At 62.9% G+C, this 25,410-nt stretch carries 20 protein-coding genes; 10 read left to right on the top strand and 10 right to left on the bottom strand.

Translation table 11 applies throughout. The features are described from left to right. Positions 1-87 precede the first annotated feature (87 nt). The gene (locus tag JQ567_RS14850; protein ID WP_212439510.1) at positions 88-4,095 is read left to right on the top strand and encodes a BTAD domain-containing putative transcriptional regulator; all 4,008 of its coding nucleotides are present in this window, start codon (positions 88-90) and stop codon (positions 4,093-4,095) included. 54 nt (positions 4,096-4,149) lie between these two features. Here JQ567_RS14850 and JQ567_RS14845 read toward each other — a convergent pair whose 3' ends face one another. The 3 genes from JQ567_RS14845 to JQ567_RS14835 all read right to left on the bottom strand — a co-directional run bounded on the left by JQ567_RS14845 (position 4,150) and on the right by JQ567_RS14835 (position 8,018). Next, a complete protein-coding gene (locus JQ567_RS14845; protein ID WP_212439509.1) occupies positions 4,150-5,544 on the bottom strand; it encodes a hypothetical protein in 1,395 nt (464 codons plus the stop codon). Positions 5,545-5,622: 78 nt separating this feature from the next. After that, positions 5,623-6,126, bottom strand: a complete 504-nt coding sequence (locus tag JQ567_RS14840; RefSeq protein ID WP_212439508.1) for a hypothetical protein — start codon at positions 6,124-6,126, stop codon at positions 5,623-5,625. A gap of 68 nt (positions 6,127-6,194) precedes the next feature. Beyond that, entirely contained in the window at positions 6,195-8,018 is a 1,824-nt protein-coding gene (locus JQ567_RS14835; RefSeq protein ID WP_212439507.1) for a cytochrome P450, read from the bottom strand. A 447-nt stretch (positions 8,019-8,465) separates the two neighbouring features. Here JQ567_RS14835 and JQ567_RS14830 point away from each other — a divergent pair, with 447 nt between their 5' ends. Together JQ567_RS14830 and JQ567_RS14825 are read left to right on the top strand one after the other, a co-directional pair. Next, entirely contained in the window at positions 8,466-8,690 is a 225-nt protein-coding gene (locus tag JQ567_RS14830; RefSeq protein WP_212439506.1) for a DUF1127 domain-containing protein, read from the top strand. Positions 8,691-9,374: 684 nt separating this feature from the next. Next, on the top strand, positions 9,375-10,739 hold the full coding sequence (locus JQ567_RS14825) for an integrase arm-type DNA-binding domain-containing protein (RefSeq protein ID WP_212439505.1): 1,365 nt from the start codon (positions 9,375-9,377) through the stop codon (positions 10,737-10,739). Positions 10,740-10,835: 96 nt separating this feature from the next. Here JQ567_RS14825 and JQ567_RS14820 read toward each other — a convergent pair whose 3' ends face one another. Beyond that, positions 10,836-11,471 (bottom strand): TetR/AcrR family transcriptional regulator, encoded by a 636-nt coding sequence (locus JQ567_RS14820; protein WP_212439504.1) that lies wholly within the window; start codon positions 11,469-11,471, stop codon positions 10,836-10,838. Between the two features lie 234 nt (positions 11,472-11,705). Between JQ567_RS14820 and JQ567_RS14815 the strand changes: the two genes are divergently transcribed. The 7 genes from JQ567_RS14815 to JQ567_RS14785 are packed head-to-tail and all read left to right on the top strand — an operon-like array spanning position 11,706 to position 19,713. After that, the gene (locus JQ567_RS14815) at positions 11,706-13,019 is read left to right on the top strand and encodes an NAD(P)/FAD-dependent oxidoreductase (protein ID WP_212439503.1); all 1,314 of its coding nucleotides are present in this window, start codon (positions 11,706-11,708) and stop codon (positions 13,017-13,019) included. Between the two features lie 3 nt (positions 13,020-13,022). Further along, complete coding sequence (locus tag JQ567_RS14810) at positions 13,023-13,877, top strand: ABC transporter ATP-binding protein (protein ID WP_249133531.1); 855 nt, start codon at positions 13,023-13,025, stop codon at positions 13,875-13,877. Continuing rightward, positions 13,874-14,668: an ABC transporter ATP-binding protein gene (locus JQ567_RS14805; RefSeq protein WP_212439502.1), complete on the top strand. Its 795-nt coding sequence runs from the start codon at positions 13,874-13,876 to the stop codon at positions 14,666-14,668. Before JQ567_RS14810 ends, JQ567_RS14805 begins: the two co-directional genes overlap by 4 nt. After that, on the top strand, positions 14,668-16,602 hold the full coding sequence (locus JQ567_RS14800; protein WP_212439501.1) for a long-chain fatty acid--CoA ligase: 1,935 nt from the start codon (positions 14,668-14,670) through the stop codon (positions 16,600-16,602). The genes JQ567_RS14805 and JQ567_RS14800 overlap by 1 nt, the downstream gene beginning before the upstream one ends. Beyond that, positions 16,602-17,474 carry a branched-chain amino acid ABC transporter permease gene (locus JQ567_RS14795; RefSeq protein ID WP_212439500.1) on the top strand — a complete coding sequence of 291 codons (873 nt, stop codon included), beginning with the start codon at positions 16,602-16,604 and terminating at the stop codon, positions 17,472-17,474. The genes JQ567_RS14800 and JQ567_RS14795 overlap by 1 nt, the downstream gene beginning before the upstream one ends. Position 17,475: 1 nt before the next feature. Beyond that, a complete protein-coding gene (locus JQ567_RS14790) occupies positions 17,476-18,522 on the top strand; it encodes a branched-chain amino acid ABC transporter permease (RefSeq protein ID WP_212439499.1) in 1,047 nt (348 codons plus the stop codon). Positions 18,523-18,552: 30 nt separating this feature from the next. Continuing rightward, positions 18,553-19,713, top strand: coding sequence for an ABC transporter substrate-binding protein (locus JQ567_RS14785; protein ID WP_212439498.1), 1,161 nt, complete (start codon positions 18,553-18,555; stop codon positions 19,711-19,713). Between the two features lie 194 nt (positions 19,714-19,907). Here the strand turns inward: JQ567_RS14785 and JQ567_RS14780 are convergent, their stop codons facing one another. From JQ567_RS14780 to JQ567_RS14755, 6 genes are read right to left on the bottom strand one after another with little or no spacing between them, the layout of a single operon-like run. Beyond that, positions 19,908-21,101, bottom strand: a complete 1,194-nt coding sequence (locus tag JQ567_RS14780; protein ID WP_212439497.1) for an acyl-CoA dehydrogenase family protein — start codon at positions 21,099-21,101, stop codon at positions 19,908-19,910. Next, positions 21,098-22,036 carry an alpha/beta hydrolase gene (locus tag JQ567_RS14775; protein ID WP_212439496.1) on the bottom strand — a complete coding sequence of 313 codons (939 nt, stop codon included), beginning with the start codon at positions 22,034-22,036 and terminating at the stop codon, positions 21,098-21,100. Before JQ567_RS14775 ends, JQ567_RS14780 begins: the two co-directional genes overlap by 4 nt. Before the next feature lies 1 nt (position 22,037). After that, the gene (locus JQ567_RS14770) at positions 22,038-22,796 is read right to left on the bottom strand and encodes an SDR family oxidoreductase (protein ID WP_312017402.1); all 759 of its coding nucleotides are present in this window, start codon (positions 22,794-22,796) and stop codon (positions 22,038-22,040) included. 2 nt (positions 22,797-22,798) lie between these two features. Beyond that, the gene (locus JQ567_RS14765) at positions 22,799-23,593 is read right to left on the bottom strand and encodes an enoyl-CoA hydratase/isomerase family protein (protein ID WP_212439494.1); all 795 of its coding nucleotides are present in this window, start codon (positions 23,591-23,593) and stop codon (positions 22,799-22,801) included. Positions 23,594-23,616: 23 nt separating this feature from the next. After that, on the bottom strand, positions 23,617-24,111 hold the full coding sequence (locus tag JQ567_RS14760) for an aromatic-ring-hydroxylating dioxygenase subunit beta (RefSeq protein WP_212439493.1): 495 nt from the start codon (positions 24,109-24,111) through the stop codon (positions 23,617-23,619). Continuing rightward, on the bottom strand, positions 24,111-25,370 hold the full coding sequence (locus JQ567_RS14755; protein WP_212439492.1) for a Rieske 2Fe-2S domain-containing protein: 1,260 nt from the start codon (positions 25,368-25,370) through the stop codon (positions 24,111-24,113). The genes JQ567_RS14760 and JQ567_RS14755 overlap by 1 nt, the downstream gene beginning before the upstream one ends. Positions 25,371-25,410 lie beyond the last annotated feature (40 nt).

Raw genomic sequence — 25,410 nt, 5'->3', positions numbered from 1 at the left:
ACCGTGGCGTTAAATTTGCTCGGCAGACCGTGAAACGTGTAAGATCCGCCCTGGAAGGGCATCACTGTGCGAATTTCGCGTGCGCCAATGGACGGCGCGTCGTCTCCGATATTTCATCTTTCATTGCTGGGCGGCTTCGAGCTGACCGGACCGCTGGGCGTTGTCGACCTGCCGAGCAAGAAGCTTGCGGGCTTGTTGGCCTATCTGGCCTGCACCGCGCCCCGGCCGCAGCCGCGTGAGAAGCTGTCCGCGCTGTTGTGGGGCTCGCATTTCGACGCGCAGGCCAAGCAGAACCTGCGCCAGGCCCTCTTCCGGCTGCGCAAGTTGCTCGGCCAGGACGCTCTGGAGGGCGACGGCGAGGTCGTATCGCTCAATGCGGCGGTCATCGAGTGCGATGTCGGCCGGTTCGAGGCCCTGGTCCGCGAGGGCAGTCGCGATGCGTTGAGCGCGGCTGCCGACCTCTACCGGGGCCGGTTCATCGACGACGTTACCGTCGGCGAAGAGGGCTGGAACGAATGGCTCACTGGCGAACGTGAGAGGTTATTTGAGCTCGCACTCGGCGCCATGGTGAGGTTCGGTGAACAGGAACTGGCCGCCGGTCGCGCCGAACAGGCGCTGAAAGCCGGCCAGCGCGCCATTGCGCTCAACAACATGCGCGAGGACGCCCATCGGCTGATCGTTCAGGCATTGGCCGACACGGGGCGCAAGGCCGAGGCGCTCAAGCACTACCAGGGTCTCGTTGCGCTGCTCAGGCGCGAGCTGAACACGGAGCCGGATGCGGCGACCAGGTCGCTCGCCGCCGGGCTACGCAGCATGCAATCGCCAAGCGGATCGGCCGCCGTCAGGGAGATCGCCAATCCCCCGCTGCCGTCGGTGACGGAGCAGCCCCTTGCCGATATGAAGGGCAACCCCGAGCAGGAGATCGACGCCGAGAGCCCCATAGCGCTGAGCGAATCGCCATCGGCGGCGTTTAGCTCGGACAGCTCCGAGCGACGACAGCTCACGATCATGGCGTGCGACATCGTCGATTCGATGGCTCTCTCGGCACGTCTCGACCCCGAGCACATGCGGGATCTGATCACGGCTTTCCACAAGGCAATCGACGATGTGGTGTCGCGCTTCGATGGATTTGTCGCCCAGTATCTCGGCGATGGCGCGCTGGTCTATTTCGGCTACCCCGCGGCCGATGAGCATGACACGGAGCAGGCCGTGCGCGCCGGCCTTGCGATCCTGGACAGCGTCCGCACGCTGAAGGCTGGTTCCGGCGTGCCCCTTCAGGCACGTGTCGGCATCGCCACCGGATTGGTCGTCGTCGGCGAGCAGCTGGGAACGGGCGATATCGCAAAGCGCGTTGCGATCGGCGGGACGCCGAACCTGGCGGCGAGGCTGCAGGCCGCGGCACCGCCGGGCGAGGTCGTTATTGCGGCCAGCACGTGGCGGCTGGTTGGGCGGATGTTCGACTGCCGCGCCTTGGCTGCGATAGACGTGAAGGGCCTGCCGCAGCCGGTCGAGGCGTGGCAGGTGCGCGGCGAAGCGGCCGGCGTCAGCCGCTTCGAGGCGCGTCGCGCCAGTGCGCAGTCCGCACTCGTCGGCCGGCAGGAGGAGATCGAGCTGCTGCTGCGGCGCTGGGATCAGGCCAAGCACGGCGAAGGGCGGGTCGTGCTGCTCTCCGGAGAGCCCGGCATCGGCAAGTCGCGCATTTCTGAAACCCTGCTGGTCAGGCTCGAGGGCGAGCCGCATGCTCGACTTCGCTATTTCTGTTCTCCACACCATACGCAGAGCCCGCTCTACCCGTTGATTACGCAGCTCGAGCAGGCCGCGGGATTTGAGCCAGGCAGCGACTGCAGCGCGAAGCTCGACAAATTGGAGGCCCTGCTCAGGCCGACGGCGAAAAATCTGCCCCGCGACGTGGCGCTGATCGCCGAACTGTTGGGGGTGCCGGCGGACGAGCGCTATCCGGCCCTGGAGGTTAGCCCGCAGCAGAAGCGGGAGATGACCCTCACCGCGATTCTCGATCAACTCGTCGGCGCCGCAGTGCAGGGCGCCGTGCTGATCCTCGTCGAGGACGCCCACTGGATCGATCCGACGTCACAGGATTTGCTCGAACGAATGGTTGTCCGTGCCGCCGGCATGCCGGTGCTGCTGGTGGTCACGGGGCGGCCGGAGCTTCGGCCGAACTGGGTCGGTGAGCCGCATGTGTCGATGCTGCCCTTGAACCGCCTCGGCCGTCGCGACAGCGCCGGCATCATTGCCGGCGTCGCCAGGGACAAGGCGCTGCCCGACGCGGTCGTCGATCAGGTCCTCGCGCGCGCAGATGGCGTGCCGCTGTTCATCGAGGAACTGACCAGCGCGCTGATCGAGAGCGGCGTCCTGCGCGAGACCGACGAGGGCTACGCGCTCGACGGGCCGCTGCCGGAACTCGCCATTCCAGCGACGCTGCAGGCTTCGCTGGTGGCGCGCCTCGATCGCCTCGCCTCGGTCAAGGACGTGGCGCAGATCGGCGCCGCAATCGGAAGGGAGTTCTCCCACGAGATGATCGCCGCGGTGTCGGCCATGGCCTCGATCGATCTCGACGCGGCGCTCGAGCGGTTGACCGATTCCGGCCTCATTTCCCGGCGCGGAGCGACCCCGGACGCGACCTACTCGTTCAAGCACGCGCTGGTGCAGGACGCTGCCTACGCCACAATGCTCAGGAGCCGGCGGCAACCGCTGCATGCGAGCATCGCTGCAGGGCTCATCGAACGATTCCCGGCGCTGGCCGAGACCCAACCTGAGGTGGTCGCCCATCATTTCACCGAGGCCGGGCTTGCCAGCGAGGCGATCGCCTATTGGCTCAAGGCAGGCCGGCTCGCATGCGCGCGGTCGGCCAACCGCGAGGCCGTCAGCTCCTTTGAGCGAGCGCGGATCTTGCTCGAAACATTGCCGGAGAGCCGGTCCACGCTGGAGCAGAGCTGCGATGTCCGTATCGAGTTGCGTCCGGTGTTGCTCGAACTCGGCCAAAGCGTGCGGATGCTGGAGTGCCTGCGCGAAGCCGAGGCCCTCGCCGACCGGCTGAACGACGACCGCCGGCGCGGCCAGGTCTATGGGTTCATGACGGTGGTCCACTCGCTGGCGGGCGAGGTCAATCAGGCGATCGCAGCCGGTTCGCGCGCGCTGGAGGTCGCCGGTCGCCTCGACGATTTGCGACTTCGTATCGTCACCACGAGCCTTCTCGTGCAGGCGCATCACGCCGCGGGTCACTATGATCGGGTGATTGAACTCGCCACCGGCAACCTCGCCGCATTGCCTGCCGATTGGGTCCACGAGACGCTCGGCCTTGGCGGACCTCCGTCGGTCTGGGATCGGGGTTGCCTGGTCCAGAGCCTCGCCGAGCGCGGCCACTTCGCCGAAGCGGCCAGCTACGAAGCCGAGATGATGCGCCTCACCGCGCCGACCCAGCACGCTTTTACCATCAGCATGGCCCTCTTCGCGTCGAGCGTATTGCATATTCTGAAGGGCGACTGGGCCGAGGCGCTCTCGCGGATCGAGCGCTGGGTTGCGATTGCCCGGACGGGGAAATTCCCTTTCCACCTTTCCTGGGGAGTGGCCGCCTCCACCTGGCCAATGGCGCAGGTCGGCGATGCAAACGAGGCACTGAACCGGATCCTGGAAGCAGAGCCGCTGCTTGAGCGTCTGGCGGCGGGCCGCATCCTCGCGTCACTCGCCTGGTTCTATTGCTCACTGGCGCGCGCCTGTCTGCTGCTCGGCCGGTGCGACGAGGCGAGGCGCCTCGGCGATCGCGCGCTCGAATTCTGTTCGTCCCAACCCGGGTTCGAGGCCCATGTGCTGCACCTGCTCGGCGACGCCGCAACCCACCCCGATCAGTTCGATGCCGGGCGCGGCGAAGGTCATTATCGCCAGGCGCTGGCCCTCGCCGAGCGGCTCGGCATGCGCCCCCTTGTCGCCCATTGTCACCTCGGTCTCGGCAAGGTCTACCTGCGCACCGGCGCGAGCGAGCAGGCGCAGGAGCATGTTGTGACGGCGACGACAATGTACCGCAATCTCGGCATGACGTACTGGCTGGAGCAGGCGGAAGCGTTGCGGCATCAATCGTAGCCGTTGCAAGGCGGCAAGGCGTGCGGCGACAGGCTGATGCAGGCCGGCACCTTGCTATTCCGACAGCCCCGCAACGCGCCGCAGCGTCTTCATGCTCGGCAGCAGGCAATACGCCGTCCCGCGCGTCACGATAAATTGCGGCAGGCTTGGAATCTTGATCTTCTTGTCTTTTGCAATCGCGATTGTGAACGATGGATCGCCGGCAGCACCTCGATTAGCCAGCAAGGCGTCCTGGGTATTCAGACCGGGCGCAAATTTCGCGCTGAAACCGTTGGTGTTCATCCACGAGTAAAGCATTTCGAACTGGCCCGCCAGCGCGCCGCACAGGAACAGGCCGACCAGGCCGCACTCGCCTTCATACTTCGGCGGCGCCGGGGGCGCACCATACGGCACGCCGCGGCGGATCAAACGCGGCACCGGCGCGTCCGAAATGTAGACCGCCTGATCGCGCGGGTTTGCCACACGCGAATGGGCCGAGAACGGACATTTGAACCCGTCGCGGTCGTCGGGCTCGTAGAGGAAATCGGTTGCACCCGATGTCGTCGAACACGGCTTATCGGGCGACAGCACGAGCGGCGAGCCATTGCGCCAGCGGCCGACCAGCTTGGCCGCCAGCCATTCCCTGGCGTGATCTTCCGAGCCGCCGATCGCAGCGACGACCACTGGCGCGGTGTCGGTGAGAAACTGCTCGAAAACCCCGACATCCTGATGGAGCACACGGAAAGCGTTGTAGCATCCGTCCTTGGCAAATTCGCCCGCTGGTCCGAATAACGGTCCCGGGTGAAATTGCGATCCCGCCTCCGGATAGCCTATCAGAAAATTGTTGGCGTCACCTGGATCACTCTTCATCTGACCGGCCGGCCCGGCGGGATCGACCGGCCAGCCGAGTCCGGGATTGTCGATACTGTCGCGGTAGCCGAAATGAATAAAATTCTTGAGCGGGGCATATTGCTGCAGCCGGTCGCTCTCCGGCCCGAACGGCAGGATTTCGCTCACGCTGTTAGTCGCGGCAGACTGCGACACCACCGTGACCAGGCTGTCAAGCGCATCGTCGGTCATCCCGTAGACATGGACGATGCAGTGGATGGCCTGCTTGTCCTGGCCGTTCCACCACGTGCTCGGATCGCTCGCGCCGGTGTCCTGCAGCGATAGTTGCGAATCGCCGGACCAGGGCCCGTCCTTGAACTCGGACGGAAATTGATTCTTGAAACCAGGTTCGAATGTCAGGATGCCGTTGAAGGTGAGGCCGATATTGAGCATCCGCTCCGGCTTGTCGCTCCACGCCACTGCGGATTGGACGTAAGGAAGCAGTGCCCGGATGAATCCGGCAGCGCCCGGGCGGTCCGTGAACGTGAACAGCATGTGGCACGAATGCGGATGGGTGTAGCCGCGCAGGATTATGCCTTGCACGTTGCCCGGTTGGTACGGCGGCAGGGGGCTGTTCGTCATGGAGAACCGATTCCGATCTACCGTCGCCGGCGGCCGCGTCGGCGGCAGCCTTGATGCGAGGCACTGTCGCGCGCGGCCTTACGCGGATGCCGAAAAACGGGCTTTGATCTGGCGAACGGTGTGGCCGTAGGCCTGATAGAGATCGTCGGGCCTGTTGCTCAGATTGTTGCTGTTGATGAAAGTCTCGAATGTGGTGAGGTCCGTAACCGCCGGGTCGGGCGCAACGAGCGCCATTTCGGCGAGTCCCGCGAACAGTTTCCGAAGGGCCTGATTGTTCCAGAAAAACTTGAGATAGGGATTCATTCCCCCGTCGAACGTCGTGATCACGCAGATCGCGAGAATGCCGGACCCGCCGGGATTGGGAATCAGCACCAGGCGCGCATAGTGGACGTCTTCGAAAAGGTCGAGCTCCCCGGTGTGGAGCTCCACGAAGTGGTCGTGCGCAGCCTTGGCTGCCTTTTGAATTTCCGGATCCTGCTTGATCGGGATGTAGAGCGTGAGCGGATTGGCCATCGGTGTGCTCCCATGAGGCTGAGTTGAACAGGACGTGATCTTGCCGATTGGATCGGATGCCTGCGTCATATGTCGCTACGCGTGCAGCTCCTGGACACCAACTTCCACCGTACGTAGGTGTCAGTAGCGCAATTAAGTCAAGGCGCGGCGCTGAGCCGTGCCGGGCATCCGATGGCGGGATCACGATTCAGTCTCAACGCGCCATCGGCGAATTGGCTCATCATGTGCTCGATACCTGCTTCGCGCCTACCCGGGACCTGCCGCGGAACGAGCCGCACCGGCACGGACGAGGGCGTCACCGAGACGGTGGCCGAGAATGTCACGGCGACATCCGACATCAGGACCAGTTCGAACTCCCGGAGCACCGCGCTCAGGAAGTATGTCAGCAGGTATTCCGCCTGGTGGCGCCCGATGCAGTGGCGCACTCCCGCGCCAAACGGCATGGCGCTTGCGATGGATTCTGCCGGCCGCTCGCCGCCTGGTCCCGCAGCGAAGCGGCACGGGTTGAACCGCGACGCGTCTGCGAAGAACGCCTCGTTCAGGCCGACGGCGGTCTTCATCCACATCACGTTCGTCTTCGCCGGGATATGGACAGCCTCCACCTTGAGCGACCCGGTCTCGGAGATCTTCGAACTGAACGGAACAGGCGGAAAGAGGCGCATCGTTTCGTGGAGGACGTTCAGCACGAAGGGATCCCCCGCACTCTTGCCCGCATCTCCGGCCCGAAGCACCCGGGCTCGGGCCTCGTCCTGCACATCAGGGTTGCGGGAAAGCAGATAGAGCGCCTGGGCCATCGTGTAGCTCATGGCGTCGGTGCCGCCCGCGACGAGCGAGATCAACTCCTCGACGCACTCCTCGTGGCTCCAACTGGCCTTGCCGCCTGACGGATCGAGCTTCAGGTTGACGAGCCTTCCCAGCGCATCCTCTCGCGGCCCTTCGCCCTCTCCCGGCTTCAAACGCCGTTGCAGCCGTCGCTCCAACGCAGCTTCAAGATGGTCGAAGAGGTAGCGATACGCGGTTCTTGCCCGGCTTGCCCGGAACGGGAAGAGCCATCGCACGAAGAAAGGATGAAACGCCCGGAAGCTGATCGCTTCCTCGAGCTCTCCGATCGCCGCCAAATACACCGAGAGGTCGGTCCGCTGCTCCCACTCCTCGCCGCAGAGGAAAGAACCCAGGCTATTCGCGCTCCAGTGATGAAGGTCCGCCTTCAGGCTGCCGTGCAAGTTCTTGCCGGATCGCCAGGCCCGAAGATAAAGCGCGGAAACCTCCCCCATACGGCCAGCCCCCTGGCGCACGGCCTTCGGCGTAAAATGCGGGTTCATCTGCTGCCGATGCGCCGTGTGCCTCTCTCCCCGCTTCAGCCCCATCAAGCTTCGGGGAAGCGTGGTGCCATCGGCGACCCGGTTCGAATCCATGTCCTTCTGCCCGAGCTCCTTCGGCGCCACCGAAAGCGAGACGAACGGCGTGTTGCCCCACGCCATGTGGACCCTCACGACCGGACCGTACACCCGATGCAGCTCCACGAGCGCCCGATCCCGGGCGCCATGTTCGTGGAGCAGCAGAGATCTGAGGCTGCCGAGGAAGAACGAAGGCTTCGGACCGGGAATGTGCGCGTATCGCCGAAACTCGCGCCACCGCAGGGCCACACAAAGAGCCAGCAGCCCAAGCGGCGCCAGCGCTGCGAAGAACCAGGGTTGGGGAAAAGACAAGACGGCCGCGATGGCTAACCCGGAGGCAACGAGCACGATGGCAACTGCGAAGCCATAGATGGATTCGTATAATTTCAGAAGGCCTGCCGTATTCTTCATTGCCGGGTCCGCCGCAGCGGTCGGAGCGAAGAAGGAGTCCGCTTCAAGCTGATTCCGGCCGGAAGAATGGTCACGACAGCGATAGTGTGATGCGGGCGCATGATAGTCGTCCGATTTTTGCGACGGGATATCCGCCACATCGTCGCGCGACATCACTCGAAGCCAGTCGTCGCCGGCGTTAGCCCGGCGTGACAGCGGCGTTACTTTTGCCCAGAAGGCCGGGAAACGTGCAGGACCCGCCTCCTGAGCTACCTTTCTAACGTCTTGAAGACGCCAGCACCCGATCCACCACCGCCGGCGCGAGGCCGCGACGTCAGCCGATCGAGGGTGGCGCGATCGATACGCTCATCGCGCACCGGCATGTCGCCACGGACTTCATAACAAGACCAGCAATCCACTCCGAGAAGCAAAAAGTGAAATACGAGATTTTCAACAAGCAGGCAGGCTGCCGGAGCCCCCTACCCGCCTTTTTTGGGGCTTCGAGCAGAACTAACGCTTCTGTAACACCCGACTAACGCCAGCGACGACGGCGACAGGCTCCAATTGGTGTCACGCAACGATGTGCCGGGACATCCCGGTCGCAAAAATCGGAGTATCACCATGCGCGCCCATACACTGCTTGAATCAGGCGACGATCATCTGCGCCTCGGTGCGATCTTCAGCCTGCCTGCCACGTGGTGGCAGCGAGCCCGTTTCAGGGCAGAGTTGCGCGCGGATCTCAGAGACAAGCCCGATTTTCTCCGCGACATCGGCATCGGCCTGCACGAAGCGCAAGCCGAAGCGTCGCGGTTTTTCTGGGAACCTTTGCTACTGAAGCACCGATAGCCCGAGATCGCAATCCGATTGCTGCGGCGGACGTGGGCTCGACCAAGAGCGTGAGTATCGATGTCTCCGAGATACACCATAAGACCAAAAATCTTCGGGTGGAGCATCCCACTGGACCAGCAATCCCCTGGGTTTCGATGTGATGCTCGCCGCGGCAATCGTCGCTAACTTTGGGTTGTGCGCACTCGCTACTTTAATCTTCGCAAGACTAGGGCTGCAGACCGCCGGAACGATAGGCCTCGTGAGCGGAAACCGTAACGTCACTCTTGTGGGCAGTGGCCGTTCCCAGTCGCCATATGCTGAGGCCGGTCTGGGATGTGATCAATACCGCGAACTGGTTTGCTATCGCGTGATGCAGCCCATCACATCATCGATGCGCTGCTTGGCCCCTCCTCCCAGAATAACGGTTTGAGGAATCAGCGGCTCAAACGGTTTCCCTCGCCAAGTTCTTGAAAGGCTTGGTGGGCGCACCAGGGCTCGAACCTGGGACCCGATGATTAAGAGTTCAAGACGAGCACTTCTCTGCAGTTTCTAAATGCACGCCATGCTGCGACGACAGTTCGAGAAGGCCTTTGTTTGTAGGTACTTTTCGCATATTTTCGCGCTTCATCGAATTCAAACCTTGGAACTGCTCGATCCGCTAACACCGTTTGAAAACCGGTTTAGCGCGCTTGGATTCTGCTCATGCCCGACATTCGAATTACTCTGTCTGACAAAACAATTGCTCAATTGCCCGCACCAAAGGACGGTTGGTATTTGGCGCGGGACACGGAATTGAAGGGTTTCTTTGTAGTAGTTGGAAAGAAAAAACGGACGTTCACCGTCCAGGGCGACCTCAGGCAAGGAGGCAAACGCGCTTCGTCGATCAGGGTCTCCATCGGCAATGCCGGCGAGATGTCAACCCGAGTTGCGCGCGGCATAGCGAAGGCATACTTGGCTCGAATCAGCCAAGGGCGACATCCGAAGGACGACAAACGACCTGAAGCGACTAGTTCCGGTCCAAACGGCGCAAGTGACGCCGCGATCGCAGGTGTCACCCTTAGGGAGGCTTGGCAGCGCTATCTGGAGGCTCATCTGATCCGCAAGGGCCGCAGCGAAGTGACCATTAACGGCTACCGCGACCATGTCGAACGGCTATTTGCCGAATGGCTCGACACTTGCCTGCATGAACTCGCAATGGACCCGGCTCGGGTGGCAAAAAAGCACGATGACGTCACACGAGAGAACGGCCCGTACATGGCCAATGGCTGCATGCGAACGTTACGCGGGATCTACAATCACGCCCGGAAGACCAATAGGTCCTTGCCGGCCGACAATCCCGCGGATGCCGTCGACTGGAATGAAGAGGAGCGGCGCAACACCGGGATGGGATCGGCCGACCTGGGGGACTGGTTCATGGAGCTCGCAGCCCTCGAGAATCCGGTGCGTCGGGAGTTCCACCTCTTTACACTCTTGTCCGGCTCTCGGCCTGCTGCACTGCAGCAGATTAAGCCTGATCATATAGATTTTTGGCGACGCACGTTGCACATTCCAAAGCCGAAGGGCGGCAGGAAGAAAGCCTTCGATATTCCACTCTCTCGCCAGATGATCCTATGCCTCATCCGAGCAATTCGGCTGGGCAGGCAGATGCATCCTGTGCAGGCTTTAGAATGGGTCTTTCCGGCGGACAGTGAATCGGGGCACTTGGCCGAGACAAAGGAGGACCGTGAGATACTCTCGAAGTGGGGCAATGATCTCCGCCAGACCTTCCGGACGATCGCAACGGCGGCGGGAGTATCAGAAATCGACGCCAAACTCCTGATGAACCATGCAATCCCGGGCGTGAACGCGGGCTACATCACGAGACACAAGCTGCTAGAGGACCATCTACGGAGCCAGCAGCAAACAATAAGCAGTGCAGTATTTGCAGCGCTGGGCGCTTCAATTCCAAAAGATCAGGCGTTGCAGGATTGGATCGGGCGTGCGCGATCCCGCGCCGGCCGAACCATCTCCGCTGGGAGACAGTTCGCAGTATGCGTGGCTGCTGGAATGACGCAGGGATCATCCTGAAAGTTCGCGTTAGTGAGAGTGCAACGCCTCAACGACTGCTTGCGCCAAAAGCGGTTATTCCACACTCATGCAATCAACTACGGGCTACTTCCTTCGCTAAATTTTCTCGCGCCGGCTCGTCGTAGCAGCCTTCCCAACCGCTTCCGGTGCAAAGCCGTGCAGGAACAATTCGACCGCCATATCAGCGAATTCCTGCGGACCGATCCCACCCTTGGGATCGTACCAGGTGTAGGTGTAGTTGATGATGCCGAACAGGATCATCGTGTAAATCTTCTTGGTGCGCCTGACGATGCGCCCCTCGGCGTCGAGCCTGACCAGGAGATCGGTGACGATATCGACCAGCTGCCGCTCGAGATTCTTGATAGCTTGCTGCTCATCCTCGTTCAGGAACGAGAGATCGTGAATCAGCACGCGCTGCTCATGCGGCGATTTGGCGTTGACCTCGACGATGGAGCGAATGACGTTTTGAAACTGCGTCAGCGTCGGGCCGCCGGCGGCGACCGCGGTTTCGACGTGCTTGATCATTTCCCTGATATGGGCGTCGAGGATCGCGAACAGGATCGCTTCTTTGGAGTCGAAATAATGATAGAGCGCGCCGCGCGACAGCTTGCAGGCGTCCGCCAAGTCGGCGATCGAGGCGCGCATATAGCCCTGCGCCGAAAACAGCCGGGCGGCATTGGTCAATATGCCGAGATGGATGCCGTCGTAATTTTCAGAACGTGTTCGCGCCATCGGATAGTGTCCGCTTCCATTCAGCTTTAGCTCGTATTCCCAAGGACATGCTTAGCTGATTCAGCAGCCCTTTTTCACATCTCGATGCGTCAGCCGGGCCTGAGCTGGCCTGCGGCCGATCGACCCGATCGTCCTTATCGCAAGAAATTGTTTGAACGGCCAGTCGGATTATAATAGAATGATCTAAATCAAGGACAGCCCGGACCAACCGTGCAGCGCGCTTTGGGAGGTGAAATGACGGTTATTAGGGCGGATGCTGTCGTGATCGGGGCCGGTGCCGGCGGGCTTTGCGCCGCGGCTCGCCTTTCCCATGCCGGACTTCATACCATCGTCGTCGACGACAAGGACCGGATCGGCGGACGCGCCTCGACCGAACAGATCGACGGCTTCACCGTCAATATCGGCGCCATCGCGATCGAACTCGGCGGGGTGTTCGAGGAGACCTTCAATACCGTCGGCGCACCGCTCGATATCCGCACGCCGGAGCCCGCCAGCTCCTTCTTCATCGACGGCAAGCTGATCGATGTCGGCCGCGGCGGCTGGTCGCTGCTGCTCGGGCAACTGACCAAACAGGCCTCGCGCATCCTGGAAAAATTCGCCGACGCCCGTTCCGGCAACCTGCCGGACGGAAGGCAATCGACCGAGGACTGGCTCAAGACCTACACTGGCAATGCCTCGGTGCACGCGATCTTCCGCAACCTTTGCGCGGCGATCTTCGCCTGCAACGCCAATGAGCTGCCGGCACGGGCCTTCCTGACCTATTTCACCAGCAAGGGCGCCTTCAAGCGCTTCGGATTCTGCCCGCAAGGCACGATCGGAGTCTGGAATGCGCTCGCCACCGCCATCAAACGCAACGGCGACATCTGGCTGTCGACACCAGCGGTGCAGATTCATACGACCGACGGCCGCGTCGACGGCGTCACGGTTGTTCGCGACGGTCGGAGGGTGCGAATCGAGACCGATCTTGTCATCAGCAACGCCGGACCAAAGGCCACCGTGGCGCTCGGTGGTGAGGCCGCCTTCCCGCCCACCTATGTCGAGCAGGTGCGCACCGGCCTCAAGCCCGCCGCCAACATCGTCATCAACATCGCCAGCCGCGAACCGCTGATCTCCCATCCCGGCATCATGACCTTCGGCAAGACGCGGCGGCTCTGCAACATGGCCAACCTCACCGCCACCTGCCCCGAACTGGCGCCTCCAGGCTGGCATCTCTATGTCGCCTATGCCGTGCCGATCCCGGCGCTCGGTGATTTCGACAGCGATGCCGAGGTAGAACTGGCGCTGACCGATCTGCGCGAACAATTTCCGAATTTTGCGCAGGCCAAAATCCTGTCAACCCGGGTGATGCGCGACGACTGGCCGGCCCAGCGCAGCTGCGCCGGCTACGACCTGCCGCGCGAGACCGGCATCGGCGGCCTGTGGTGCGTCGGCGACGCCGTCAAGCAATATGGCAATGGCGGCACGCAGGCCTGCGCGGAAACCGCAAAGATCGTCACCGACGCGATCCTGGCGCAGCGGCCGCGCCTGCCGCAGCCGAGCCGGGCCTGAAAGATGCCGACAACGATCCCGACGCAGGCCAATATCGGCGGCGCGCAGGCCGCGCCCGATCCGTCATGCCTGCTCGAATTCCGCAACATCCGCATCGTCTACGACAACGCCATCGAGGCGATCCGCGACGTCAGCATTGCCGTGCCCGAAGGCGGCATCGTCGCCCTGCTCGGCTCCAACGGCGCCGGCAAGTCGACGCTTTTGAAAGCGATGTCCGGCATTCTCTACACCGAGGAAGGCGTGATCGAGAACGGCTCGATCCGCTTCCGCCATGAGGAAGTGCATCGTCTCGCACCCGACGAACTGGTTCGGCGCGGCATCGTTCAGGTGCCGGAAGGCCGCCGCGTGTTTCCGGCGCTAACCATCGACGAAAACCTGCAGATGGGGGGCTACACCAAGACCGCAGCGGAAGCGCGCGAGCGGCGCGAAAAAGTGTTCGCCCTGTTCCCGCGCCTGTTCGAACGGCGCGACCAGATCGCAGGCTACATGTCTGGCGGCGAGCAGCAGATGCTGGCGATCGGCCGCGCCCTGATGACCGATCCGGTGCTGCTGGCGCTCGACGAACCATCCTTGGGCCTCGCCCCCCTCATCATCGACCGCATTTATGAAGTGATCGCCAAGCTGCGCGACGAGATGAAGATGACGGTGCTGCTGGTCGAGCAGAACGCACAGCGCGCGCTCGATATCGCCGATTACGCCTACATCCTGGAAACCGGGCGCGTCGTGCTCGACGGCACGGCGCAGAAGCTGGCGTCGAACGAGGACGTGCAGGAATTCTATCTCGGCGTCTCCAATTCGGGGCGCAAGAGCCTGCGCGACGTCAAGCATTACAAGCGGCGTAAACGGTGGCTGTCGTGACCGCCCTGCTCAGTGTCAAAAACCTCAGCAAGCGTTTTGGCGGCCTGCAGGCGGTCGCCGATGTCAGCCTTGATGTAACCGCAGGCGAAATCTGCAGCGTGATCGGCCCGAACGGCGCCGGCAAGACCACGCTGTTCAACATGATCTCCGGCGTGCTGCGGCCAAGCGGCGGTCGCATGCTGTTCGACGGCGTCGATCTCGCAACCGTCTCACCGTCACGCTTCGCCGCAATCGGGATCGGGCGAACGTTCCAGAACCTCGCGCTGTTCAAGCACGGCACCGTGGTCGAGAACATCCTGACCGGCCGGCACACCCATCTGCGCTCCAACGTGCTCGATGCCGTCTTCTTCTTCGGCCGCACCAGGCGCGAGGAGATCGAGGCCCGCCAGCGGGTCGAGCACATCGTTGAATTCCTCGAAATCGAACACATCCGCGACGCCATCGTCGGCACGCTGTCTTACGGCCAGCAGAAGCGCGTCGAACTGGCGCGGGCATTGGCTTGCGAGCCGAAGCTGCTGCTACTGGACGAAATGGTATCGGGCATGAACCAGGAAGAGACCGAAGACATCGCCCGCTTTGTGCTCGATATCCGCGACGATCTCGGCATTACCGTCTTGATGATCGAGCACGAGATGCGGATCGTTATGGACATCTCCGACCGCGTCCATGTGCTGAATTTCGGCCGCAAGATCGCCGAAGGCACGCCCACGAAAGTGCGGCGTGATCCGGCCGTGACGGAAGCCTATCTCGGCGGCCACCGCTCGGAAGCGCTTGCGAAGGTGGGTGCATGATGTCCACCCTCGACACGATGCGAACAGCGCATCCGACTGCGCAGGCGGATTCGACCAAGGGCACGTCCGCCCCCGACACCACATCGTTGCGGTCCACGCTGCAGAATGCCGCGATCACCATTCCACAACTGCTTCGAATGCGGGCTGAACTGCATGGCGACAAGCTTGCGCTGCGCGAGAAGGATTTTGGTATCTGGAACCGCTATTCCTGGAACCATTATTACGAGACCGCGCGTTCCGTCGCGCTCGGCCTGCTGTCGCTCGGGTTAAAACCCGGCGACCGCGTCGCCATCGCGGGCGAGGATACGCCGGAATGGTTTTACGCCGATCTCGGCACCCAGATGATCGGCGCTATCGCGGTCGGCATCTATCCGACCAATCCGTGGGTCGAGCTGCAATATATCGTCCGGCATTCAGGCGCGCGCGTGGTCATATCAGGCGACCAGGAGCAGACCGACAAGGTCCTGGACGCCATCGCCAACAATGACGGCCTGCCGGCGCTGGAAGCCATCGTCTGCGTCGACATGAAGGGCCTGCGGCATTACGGCCAGTCGCAACTGATGTCGTTCGAAAAGCTCTGCGAACTCGGCAAGCATTACGCACTCGAACACCCCGACGCCAATGGCAGGCTCGACCGGCTGATTGCGCGGGCCTCGCCCGACGATGTCTGCATCCTCGTCTACACCTCGGGCACCACAGGTCCGCCCAAGGGCGCCATGCTGACGCATCGCAACCTGATCTATGCGTCGTATATCTATGCCGAGGCGGTCGGGATATCAGACAAGCCGTTCGAATCGGTGTGCTACCTGCCGCTCTGCCATGTAGCTGAACGCTGCTATTCCGAAGTGATGCAGCTTGTGCTGGGTGGCACCGTCAGCTTTGCGGAATCGATCGATACCGTCGCCCTCAACATCCGCGAGATCGCGCCGACCTTTTTCGTCGGCGTTCCCCGCATCTACGAGAAGCTGCAGCAGAATTTCCTGTTCAGGCTCGGCGAGAGCGGCCGGCTGCGGCAGGGCTTCGCGAAGGCCTGTTTCGCACTCGGCCGCAAATTGTCGGACCGGCGGCAGAACGGAACCACGACATGGCTCGATCGCCTCGGTTACGCGCTGCTTTACGTCCTGCTGTTCCGCAACATCCAGCGCCATCTCGGGCTCGCGCGCAGCCGCCACCGCCTCTGCGCCGGCGCCTCGATTTCACCGGAGACGCTGCGCTTCTTCGACATCGTCGGCCGCCCGGTGTCGCAGGGCTACGGCCTGACCGAAAGCGGCGGCGTCGCCTTCATCCAGACTGGCAGCCATCACCGGCTCGGCGGCTGTGGCCTGCCCCTGCTCCACACCGAGTGGAAGCTGGACAGCGACGGCGAGATCCTGCTGCGCAATCCCGGCGTCTTCAAAGGCTATTTCCTCGACGACAAGGCTTCCACCGCCACGCTCGACTCCAGCGGCTGGCTGCGCACCGGCGACATCGTTGAGGTCCTGGACAATGGCGAAATCACCGTGGTCGACCGCAAGAAGGCGATCATCATCACCGCCGGCGGCAAGAACATCGCGCCTTCCGAGATCGAGAACGCGCTGAAGGATTCTGAATTCATCAAGGAAGCGATCGTGGTCGGCGAGGCCAGGAAATACCTCGGCGCCATCATCCAGGTCGATTTCGACAATGTCGGCCGCTGGGCCCGCGACAAGGCGCTGGCCTACACCAATTACAAGTCGCTGTCGCAATTGCCCGAGGTGCACGACCTGGTCGAGCGCATCGTGGGCGAGACCAACAAGCGCTTTGCCCGCGTCGAGAACATCCGGCGCTTTGCGATCCTCGAAAAGGAGCTCGACCACGACGATGGCGAACTGACCGCCACGCAAAAGGTTCGCCGCACCATGATCGAGAAGAAGTTCGCACGCGAACTCGCCATCATCTACCAGGCGGAGGGCTGATGCAGTATCTGATCCAGTTGCTGATATCCGGCCTTGCGATCGGCGCCATCTATGGCCTGATCGCAATGGGTTTTGCGGTGATCTACAAATCCACCGGCCTGGTCAACTTCGCACAGGGCGAAATGACCATGATCACGGCCTATATCGCCTGGACCATCTCGACCACGGTCAGCGGCAATGTGTTCGTGGTGGCGCTCGGCGCCATCCTTGCCGCCGTCGTGCTCGGCCTTATCATCGAGCGCGTGGTGATGCGGCCGATGCTGGGCGAGCCGGTCTTCGCCACCGTAATGGTGACCATCGGCCTCGCCGTCATCCTGCGCTCGTCGATCAACTTCATCTGGGATGCCTATCCGCACGGCCTCGATGTCGGCTTCGGACGCACCATCGTGCGGATCGGTACGATCGGCGTGCGCACGGGCCAGATTGCGGTCATCGTCACGCTTCTGGCGCTGCTGGCGGCAATCTGGGCGTTCTTCCGCTACAGCAAGATCGGCGTCGCGATGCGCGCGGTGGCCGCCGACGATCGGACCGCACTGCTGATGGGCATCAGCGCCACCAAAGTCCACGCGCTGGCCTGGGCGGCCTCCTCCGTGATCGCCGGGATCGGCGGCGTGTTCTTTGCGCTGTCCTACGACCTGTCGCCGGCGATGTTCCAGCTCGGGCTGAAGGCGTTTCCGGCCACCATCCTGGGCGGCCTCGACGCCGTGCTTGGATCCGGCCTCGGCGGCCTCCTGATCGGCATCACCGAGAATCTCGCCGGCGGCTATCTCGGCTCCGGCATGAAGGAAGTCGCGGGCTTTGCGATGATCATCGTGGTGCTGATGATCCGCCCGTTCGGCATCTTCGGCGAACGCGACATCGAGAGGGTCTAGGATGCGCACCGGTGATTTCAAGCAGACCTACGGCGAACTCGTTACCCTCGTCGACTCCCCGCCGGTATGGCTGTGGTCGGCGCTGCTGGTCGCCGCGCTGATCGCAGCACCCTTCCTGCTGAACTCCTATGCGCTGTCGTTCCTGATGATCATCCTGATCACGGTGGTCGGCGCGCTCGGCCTCAACATCCTGACCGGTTATACCGGCCTGATCTCGCTCGGCCATGTCGGCTTCCTCGTCACCGGCGCCTACGCCTACGCGATCCTGGTTTCGAAATATCAGATGCACCCGCTGGTCGGCTTCCTCGGCGCCGGCGTGGTGCCGGCGCTCGCCAGCCTCATCGTCGGCGCGCCGTCGCTGCGGCTGAAGGGGCTTTATCTCGCGATCACCACGCTGGCGTTCTCCTTCATCATCAACACCGTGATCCTGGAAGCGCGGTGGTTGACCAACGGCGCTCGTGGCATTTCGGTGCAGCGGCCGGAGATTTTCGGCCTCAGCTTCGACAGCGACGCCGCCTTTACCTGGCTTTGCCTCGGCTTTGCCGTTCTCACGCTGTTTGCCACGCTCAACATCCGCCGCAGCCGCGTCGGCCGCGCCTTTGTCGCGATCCGCGACAACGACACCGCCGCCCGCGTCATGGGCATCAATCTGCACGCCTACAAGCTGTTCGCCTTCGTCACCTCGGCCTTCATCACCGGTCTCTCCGGTGCGCTGTACGGCATTTACCTGTCCTTCGTCAGCGTCGAGGGCTTTCCGTTCCTGCTCTCGATCGAGGCGCTGGCGATCCTGATCGTCGGCGGGCTGGGCTCCGCGCTCGGCGCCGTGCTCGGCACCATCCTGATCGGGCTGCTGCCGGAAGCCACGCGGTTCGTCTTCAGCCTGTTCAGCGCCCACATCGACGCAACGTTCACGACCGGCGCGCAGGAGCTCAAGAGCATGCTCTACGGCCTCGTCATCATCCTGTTCCTGCGCTTCCAGCCGCGCGGCCTGGTCGGCGCCTGGCACGACATCCGGCGGATGTGGGTGAACTGGCCGCTTCGTTACTAACCAAAAGAAATCGAACAGGAGGAGGAAACAATGATCAAATATCTGGCGATCGCGTCGCTGTTGCTCGCGGGCGCGTATCTCTCGACCGCCCCGGCGCTGGCCGCCGACCCCGGTATCACCGACACCGAGATCGTGATCGGCGACGTCGAACCCCTGACCGGCCCGCCGGCACTGCTTGGCGTCGCCGCATCGATCGGCCACAAGATCGCGATCGCGGAAGCCAATGCCGCCGGCGGCATCAATGGCCGCAAGATCAAATATGTGCTGGAAGACGACGGCTACGTCACCGCCCGCACCATCCAGGGCGTCAAGAAGGTGATCGACGTCGACAAGGCGTTTGCCCTGCTCGGCATCTCCGGCTCCGGCCAGTCCATCGCCGTGATGCCGCTATTGGAGAAAGCCGGTATCCCCACCGTGATCGACGTGGCGCCGGTCAAATTCCTCTGGGAGCCGCCGCGCAAGAACGTATTCGTGGTCGGGCAGTCCTACGAGGAAGGCATCATCCATCTCGTCAATTATCTCGCCGAGAAGAACCCCGGCAAAAAATGGGGCCTGATCACGCAGGACGACGATTACGGCATCACCGTGCGTGACGGCTTCGATACCGTGGTCAAGGCCAGGAAGCTCAACGTGGTCTACAGCGGCAACTACAAGAAGGGGCAGCAGGACTTCTCATCGGATATGCTGCAGCTGAAGGATTCCGGCGCCGAAGTGTTTCTGGCCGGCGGCATCATAGGTGAGAACATCGCGATGATGAAGGAGCTGGAGAAGCTCAGCATCAAGCCGGTGGTCGGCATCTTCTGGCCCGGACGGGTCGAGCCGGTGCTGAAGCTGATGGGACCGGCCGGTGACGGCATCTACGCCGTCGACTATGTCGAGCCGTTCGCAGGCGCTGCCGGCAAGGCCTTCCTCGAGAAGGCCAAGGGACTGCTGCCGGAAGCGGAAATGAAAGGCATCAACCGCTATTCCATGACCGGCTATGCCGCCGCCAAGGTCCTGATTGCCGCGATCGACCGCTGCGGCAAGCAGCCGACCTGGGCCTGCACCATCACCGAACTGGAAAAGACCAAGAACGTCGAGACCGGCATCATGGCGCCGATCAGCTTCGGCCCCGGCGTCCGCTTCTCGAACCAGAAGCTGCAGATCATGCAGTCCGAGTTCTCGACGCTGAGCTTCAAGCCGGTGAATTGAGAGTCAGGTTGGCGGCGACAGCAGTGGCACCCTCTCCCCTTGTGGGAGAGGGTGGCTTCGCGAAGCGAAGACGGGTGAGGGGTTCTCTCCTCACGGTAAGAATCGAGCTTGAGGATAGAGACCCCTCATCCGGCGCTTTGCGCCACCTTCTCCCACAAGGGGAGAAGGGAAGAAGAAGCCCGCTCGATACCGCCTCACATCCGCTTCGCGACTTCCTCCAGCATCACCTCGGTCGCCCCGCCACCAATCGTCAGCACCCTTGCATCGCGCACCATCCGCTCGATCGGCGTGCCCCGCATGAAGCCGGTGCCGCCGTGCAGTTGCAGGCAGCCATGCACGACCTCGTGCAGCACTTCCGGCGACAGCGCCTTGACCATCGAGACTTCGCGGGGGCACGGTATGCCGGCCTCCACCAGCTCCGCCGCGTGATAGGCCAGCGCCCGGGCGGCCGCGGCCTTGGTCGCGAGCGAGGCGAGCTTGAGCCTGACCGCCTGCTGGTTCCACAGCGGACCGCCGAACGCCTGCCGGGTCTTCACATAATTGGTGGTGAGTTCGATCGCCTTGGCGGATTCGCCGGCGCAGATGCCGCCGATGCAGATCCGCTCGTTCTCGAAGGTTTCCATGATGCCGTAGAAGCCGCGATTCTCCTCGCCGAGCAGATTTGCGGCGGGGATACGGACGTCCTGGAAGGCGATCTCGGCGGTGTCGGAGCAAAGCCAGCCATGCTTGTCGAGTTTTGTCACCGAGATGCCCGGCGTCGTCCGCTCGACGATGAACAGCGAGATGCCGCGGCTGCCCTTTGCATTCGGATCGGTTCGCGCGGCGACGATCAGGATGTCGCCATAGACCGCATTGGTGATGAACATTTTTGAGCCGTTGATCACCCATGAATCGCCATCGCGGCGGGCCCGCGTTTTCAACCCGGCGACATCGGAGCCCGCATCGGGTTCGGTCACCGCGATCGAGCAGATGGTCTCGCCGCGGATGATCGCGGGCAGATATTTCTGTTTCTGCTCAGGTGTGCCGCGCAGCGTGATATGGACCGCCGACATATCGGTATGAACCAGCACCGACGAGGTGAAACCGCCGAAGGTCGAGCGCCCGAGCTCCTCCGCCCACACCATCGACGCCAACGGGCCCATGTCGGTGCCGCCATATTCGGCGGCGTGGCGCATGCCGAGGAAGCCGAGCGCGCCCATGCGGCGGTAGATCTCGCGCGGGATCTTGCCGTCGCGCTCCCACTGCTCACCATGCGGCACCACCTCCTTCTCGACAAAGCGGCGGACCTGCTCACGCAGCATCCGCAGCTCTTCGGACAGTTGCGGCTGCTCCGAGAAATGGAATTCGCTGTCGGAGTGGCTGCGCGGATCGGCGGGCCTGACGTTCATGATGATGCCCTCTCGGCCTTGATGTGAAGGTGCCGGTTGAGAAAACCGGCGATCGATGCGATGGCCTGATGCGCCTCAGGAAGCTCCGCGCCGAACATCTGGAAGACGTGGATCATGCCGTCCCAAACCTCCAGACTGACGTCGACGCCGGCGGCGCGCGCCAAATCGGCAAACATGACTGAATCGTCCAGCACGGTTTCGCGATCGCCGACCTGGATCAATAGCGGTGGCAAGCCCGCTAGGTCGGCATAGAGCGGTGATACCAAGGGATCGTAGGGGTCGCCCTGCCCGCCCAGATAATTCTTTGCGAGCGCCAGGATCATCGAACGCTGATGGATCGGGTCGGCTTCCGCCCGGCTGACATAACTCGCGCCGGTCGCCGCCAGATCGGTCCATGGCGACATCAGCACCGCCGCTACCGGCAGCGGAAGGGAGCGTTCGCGCAAGGCCAGCATGGCCGACAGCACGAGATTGCCACCGGCGGAATCCCCGGCGAAGGCGATATTGCCGTGCTGCAACCCCTGCCCCAGCATCCAGCCATAGGCCGACAGCGCATCATCCAGCGCAGCCGGAAAAGGATGTTCCGGTGCAAGGCGATAGTTGATGGCGAGCACGCGGCAGCCGCTGGCGAGTGCGATTTGTGCGATCAGGTCGCTGTGCGATTCCACCGAGCCGAGGCGAAAGCCGCCGCCGTGGAAATAGAGAATGGCCTTATCCAGCGGCGTATTGGCCGGCGATATCCATTCGCCATCGACGCCATCGGCGGAGACGCGTTCGCAGGTCACGGGAGCGGTACTGCCGCCGAAGGCCGCATCCCAATCGCTGCGCATCCGGGCCACTGACGTATCGCGATTCCAGCTGCGATAGACGGCGCGAATGCGCGCGATCGCAAGATCGATCGGTGCCGTTGCGATGTCGTCGCCTGCGCGCGCCATATCAGCCGCCCAATCCCATGCCGCCGGATACGCCGATGGTTTCTCCGGTGATATAGGCCGCCTGGTCGGAAGCCAGGAACAAGACGGCAGCAGCGACTTCTTCGGGCTCGCCGAGCCGCCGCAGCAGCGTGGCGTCGGTCATGGCGCGCAAGATCTTGTCGCCGCCCTGGGCGACGGCCGCTTCCAGCATCGGTGTTCGGATCGGCCCCGGCGCGATGGAATTGGCGGTAATTCCAAAGTGGGCGTTCTCGCGGGCAATGCTCTTGGTGAAGGCGATCACGCCACCCTTGGCGGCGGAATAGACCGCTCCACCTTTGGAGCCTAGCCGCGCGGCTTCCGAGGTGATGTTGATGATGCGCCCAAAGCCGGCGGACTGCATCGCCGGCAACGCGGCGTGGGTGCATGCAAAAGCCGAGACCAGATTGACGGCGAGCAGTTTCATCCAATCTTCCGGCGTGGTGTCGGTGAAGAACGCATGCTGGTCGACGCCGGCATTGTTGACGACGATATCGAACGGCCCGTGCTGCGACATGATCGCCTGCACCATCGCGGTGTCGCCGACATCGAGGCGGGCCGCGGTCGCCCCGAGCTGCCCGGCGAGATCTGATGCTTTGGCGAGATCGAGATCAGCGATCACGACGTACGCGCCGGCATCGGTAAAACTTCGAACGATTGCCGCGCCAATGCCCTGCGCACCCCCCGAGACGAAGGCGCGGCGGCCGTCGAGCCGCCCGAACGCGCGCGTGCCAGCGGCCGGCACGGCTAGCGTCCCGTAAAGATGGGTTTGCGCCGCTCGATGACGGCGGCGAGCCCTTCCCGCGCGTCGGCCATCCCGGACAATTCGGACACGGTGCGCGCTTCCTCGGACAGGCATTGCTCGATGCTGGTGCCGGTCCCGGCCCAGACCAGCCGCTTGGTCGCGGCCAGCGCCTTTGGCGCGCCCTCAGCCAATTCCCGCGCCATGGCCATCGACGCCTCGGCCAATTCAGCATCCGGAACGACCTTGGTGACGATGCCCATGGAGAGCGCCTCGGGCGCCGATATCACCGGATTTGTCAGGAGGATCGACATGGCGCGGCGCAGCCCGACCAGCCGCGACAGCGTGACGGAAACACCGGCGTCGGGCGCCATCGCGACACGGGTCGCACCCGCCAGGAATTTCGCGGATTCGCCCGCGATGACAATATCGGAGGCGCAGACGAGCCCAAAACCGCCGCCACCGGCGGCAAAGCCCTGCACCGAGGTAATCACCGGCGCCTCCAGCCGCAGCAGCCCCGTCACCGCGTTCTGCAGATAGGCCGTGGCCTGCCTGATATAGTCAGGCAGCTTCTCGCCCTTCGACGCAAACGCCCTGATGTCACCGCCCGCGCAAAAATTTGTCCCCTCGCCGCTCAGCAGCAGCACACGCAGGTTCGGCTGGCCGTGGCAGACCATGATGGCGTCGCACAGCGCGCTCAGAAGCTCGGCGCTCATACCGTTGGCGGCGTCCGGGCGGTTCAGGCGCAGCCGCGCGATGCCGTCGGCGATGTCGAGCAGAACAGGACCTTTATCGATCATGGCAAATTTCCGCCTTTGGCCGGCTAGATGAGGAACGAGAGCGTGAACAGCGCTTTCTCGTTGTTGACCAGGATCACCTTCTTGTACGCCATCCGCAGTTCGCCATCGACATAGCGCAGCCGGTACTCGTTGCGCGCGGCCCAGATGGTGTCGTCGCGCAGGCTGGATTCAAACACCATACTGTTGCTGGCGACCGAGATATCGCCGCCGGGCTGCTCGTCCAGCAGTTCGATGTTGGAGACAAGCCGCCGCAGCCGCGATTGCGGCGTCTGGGTGTGGCGTTTTCCCGTCAGCAATTGCTTGATGCGGAGCGAGATGCGCGAACGGTTGTCGTAGATGATCGACATTTCCTTTTCGGGATCGATGTCGTCACCATTGGCCGGCACCCAGTAGACGCCGTCATCGGTCCACAACGCTTCCCAGGCTTCGTATTGGTGCTCATCCTGCAGCCGCGCCTCCTTGTAGATGAAGGCGGTTACGGCTGATATCAGCGTGGTGCTGCTTTCGCGCGACAGCATCACACCGCCTCCATCAGGCTGCGATAATGACGCCAGATGCCGCGCGACGGGATTTCATCGGTGACGTGACCGACCTTGAAGCCGAGTTCGTCCTGGCGTTCGCGCTTCTCGCCGCGGCCGAGGAAAATCCATTCGGGGTTGCGCGCCAGCACGCCGCGATGGCAGCGCTCGTACATTTCCGAATCGTCTGCCAGCAACAGCCCGGCCGGGCCGACCGAGCCCATGGTTTGCTGGCGCAGACGGCGGTTCATGTCGGGCGCGCCCTTGAACTGCAGCGCGGTGACATGCTGCACGCTGTCGTCGACCGCGAGTGGCTGGATCACGAACATCTGGATTTCGGCGATGAACAGGTTCGGGAAGATCATTACATGCGGCGTGCCGTCGATCATGATCTCGCGCGCTTTCTGGTCACCATAGGCGGCTTTCATCCGCGCCGTGTAATCCGATAACCGCGCTTCCGTGGTGCCGAACCAGCTCATCGGCGCGTCGCGCTTGCGGAATTCGGGCCGCAGGTCGATCTCGGTATGGCCGTTGCCATAGTCCCGCGTCACCGCGGTGGAGGCGCCGCCATAGAGCTTGCCGATCGCGCTGTCGGCGACACCGAAGATCGAGGAATGCACGAAGGCCGGGTGATAACCATCGCATTCGTTTTCCAGGATGAACTTCCAGTTGGCCTTGACGCGGTGCTTGAGGAAACCGGCCGTGACCTCGACCTCGCCTTCCGGCGAGAAGCGCACCAGCCGGTCGATGGTCTCGGCCGCACCGCCGAGATGCTCTTCCAAAGTCGGACCTTCGGCGGCGAACGAGCCGAACACGAAACCGCGATAGGATTGCACGCGCGTGACGCGGCCGAGCGCAAGTTTTGACTTGTCCTGGCCTTCATAGCCGTCGGGAAAGGCGTAGCCGACCAGGCGACCGTCATTGGCAAAGGTCCAGGAATGGAAAGGGCATGTGAAGGAGCGCGCATTGCCCTTGTCGTAGGAGCAGACCTGGTTGCCGCGATGCGAACAGCGATTGAGCAGCAGATTGATCTTGCCCTGCTCGTCGCGGGTCATGATGACAGATTGCGGACCGATCGACTTGACCACGTAGTCGTTGGCCTTCGGGACCTCGCTCTCGTGCCCGACATAGATCCAGGTGCGGTACCAGATGTTCTGCAACTCGGCTTCGAAGATCGCAGGATCGCTGTAGAGCGAGCCGTGCACCCTGTCGGGGCGGATCAATTCGCCCCATTGCGACGCGCGCGGCACGACGTTCATCGCTGCATCTCCCATTGTATCTTTCGCGGCTGGCCCGGGC

It is taken from the genome of Bradyrhizobium sp. AUGA SZCCT0431 (genome assembly GCF_018131065.1).
Lineage (GTDB): Bacteria > Pseudomonadota > Alphaproteobacteria > Rhizobiales > Xanthobacteraceae > Bradyrhizobium.
The sequence above is the reverse complement of the archived record's forward strand: the minus strand, read 5'-3'. Positions and strand labels throughout refer to the sequence as shown.

Bases quoted from the DNA above. Each gene is read 5' to 3' on its own strand.
- JQ567_RS14850 (WP_212439510.1), top strand. From the start codon at position 88: ATGGACGGCGCGTCGTCTCCGATATTTCATCTTTCATTGCTGGGCGGC.
- JQ567_RS14845 (WP_212439509.1), bottom strand. From the start codon at position 5,544: ATGACGAACAGCCCCCTGCCGCCGTACCAACCGGGCAACGTGCAAGGC.
- JQ567_RS14840 (WP_212439508.1), bottom strand. From the start codon at position 6,126: ATGACGCAGGCATCCGATCCAATCGGCAAGATCACGTCCTGTTCAACT.
- JQ567_RS14835 (WP_212439507.1), bottom strand. From the start codon at position 8,018: ATGTCGCGCGACGATGTGGCGGATATCCCGTCGCAAAAATCGGACGAC.
- JQ567_RS14830 (WP_212439506.1), top strand. From the start codon at position 8,466: ATGCGCGCCCATACACTGCTTGAATCAGGCGACGATCATCTGCGCCTC.
- JQ567_RS14825 (WP_212439505.1), top strand. From the start codon at position 9,375: ATGCCCGACATTCGAATTACTCTGTCTGACAAAACAATTGCTCAATTG.
- JQ567_RS14820 (WP_212439504.1), bottom strand. From the start codon at position 11,471: ATGGCGCGAACACGTTCTGAAAATTACGACGGCATCCATCTCGGCATA.
- JQ567_RS14815 (WP_212439503.1), top strand. From the start codon at position 11,706: ATGACGGTTATTAGGGCGGATGCTGTCGTGATCGGGGCCGGTGCCGGC.
- JQ567_RS14810 (WP_249133531.1), top strand. From the start codon at position 13,023: ATGCCGACAACGATCCCGACGCAGGCCAATATCGGCGGCGCGCAGGCC.
- JQ567_RS14800 (WP_212439501.1), top strand. From the start codon at position 14,668: ATGTCCACCCTCGACACGATGCGAACAGCGCATCCGACTGCGCAGGCG.
- JQ567_RS14795 (WP_212439500.1), top strand. From the start codon at position 16,602: ATGCAGTATCTGATCCAGTTGCTGATATCCGGCCTTGCGATCGGCGCC.
- JQ567_RS14790 (WP_212439499.1), top strand. From the start codon at position 17,476: ATGCGCACCGGTGATTTCAAGCAGACCTACGGCGAACTCGTTACCCTC.
- JQ567_RS14785 (WP_212439498.1), top strand. From the start codon at position 18,553: ATGATCAAATATCTGGCGATCGCGTCGCTGTTGCTCGCGGGCGCGTAT.
- JQ567_RS14780 (WP_212439497.1), bottom strand. From the start codon at position 21,101: ATGAACGTCAGGCCCGCCGATCCGCGCAGCCACTCCGACAGCGAATTC.
- JQ567_RS14775 (WP_212439496.1), bottom strand. From the start codon at position 22,036: ATGGCGCGCGCAGGCGACGACATCGCAACGGCACCGATCGATCTTGCG.
- JQ567_RS14765 (WP_212439494.1), bottom strand. From the start codon at position 23,593: ATGATCGATAAAGGTCCTGTTCTGCTCGACATCGCCGACGGCATCGCG.
- JQ567_RS14760 (WP_212439493.1), bottom strand. From the start codon at position 24,111: ATGCTGTCGCGCGAAAGCAGCACCACGCTGATATCAGCCGTAACCGCC.
- JQ567_RS14755 (WP_212439492.1), bottom strand. From the start codon at position 25,370: ATGAACGTCGTGCCGCGCGCGTCGCAATGGGGCGAATTGATCCGCCCC.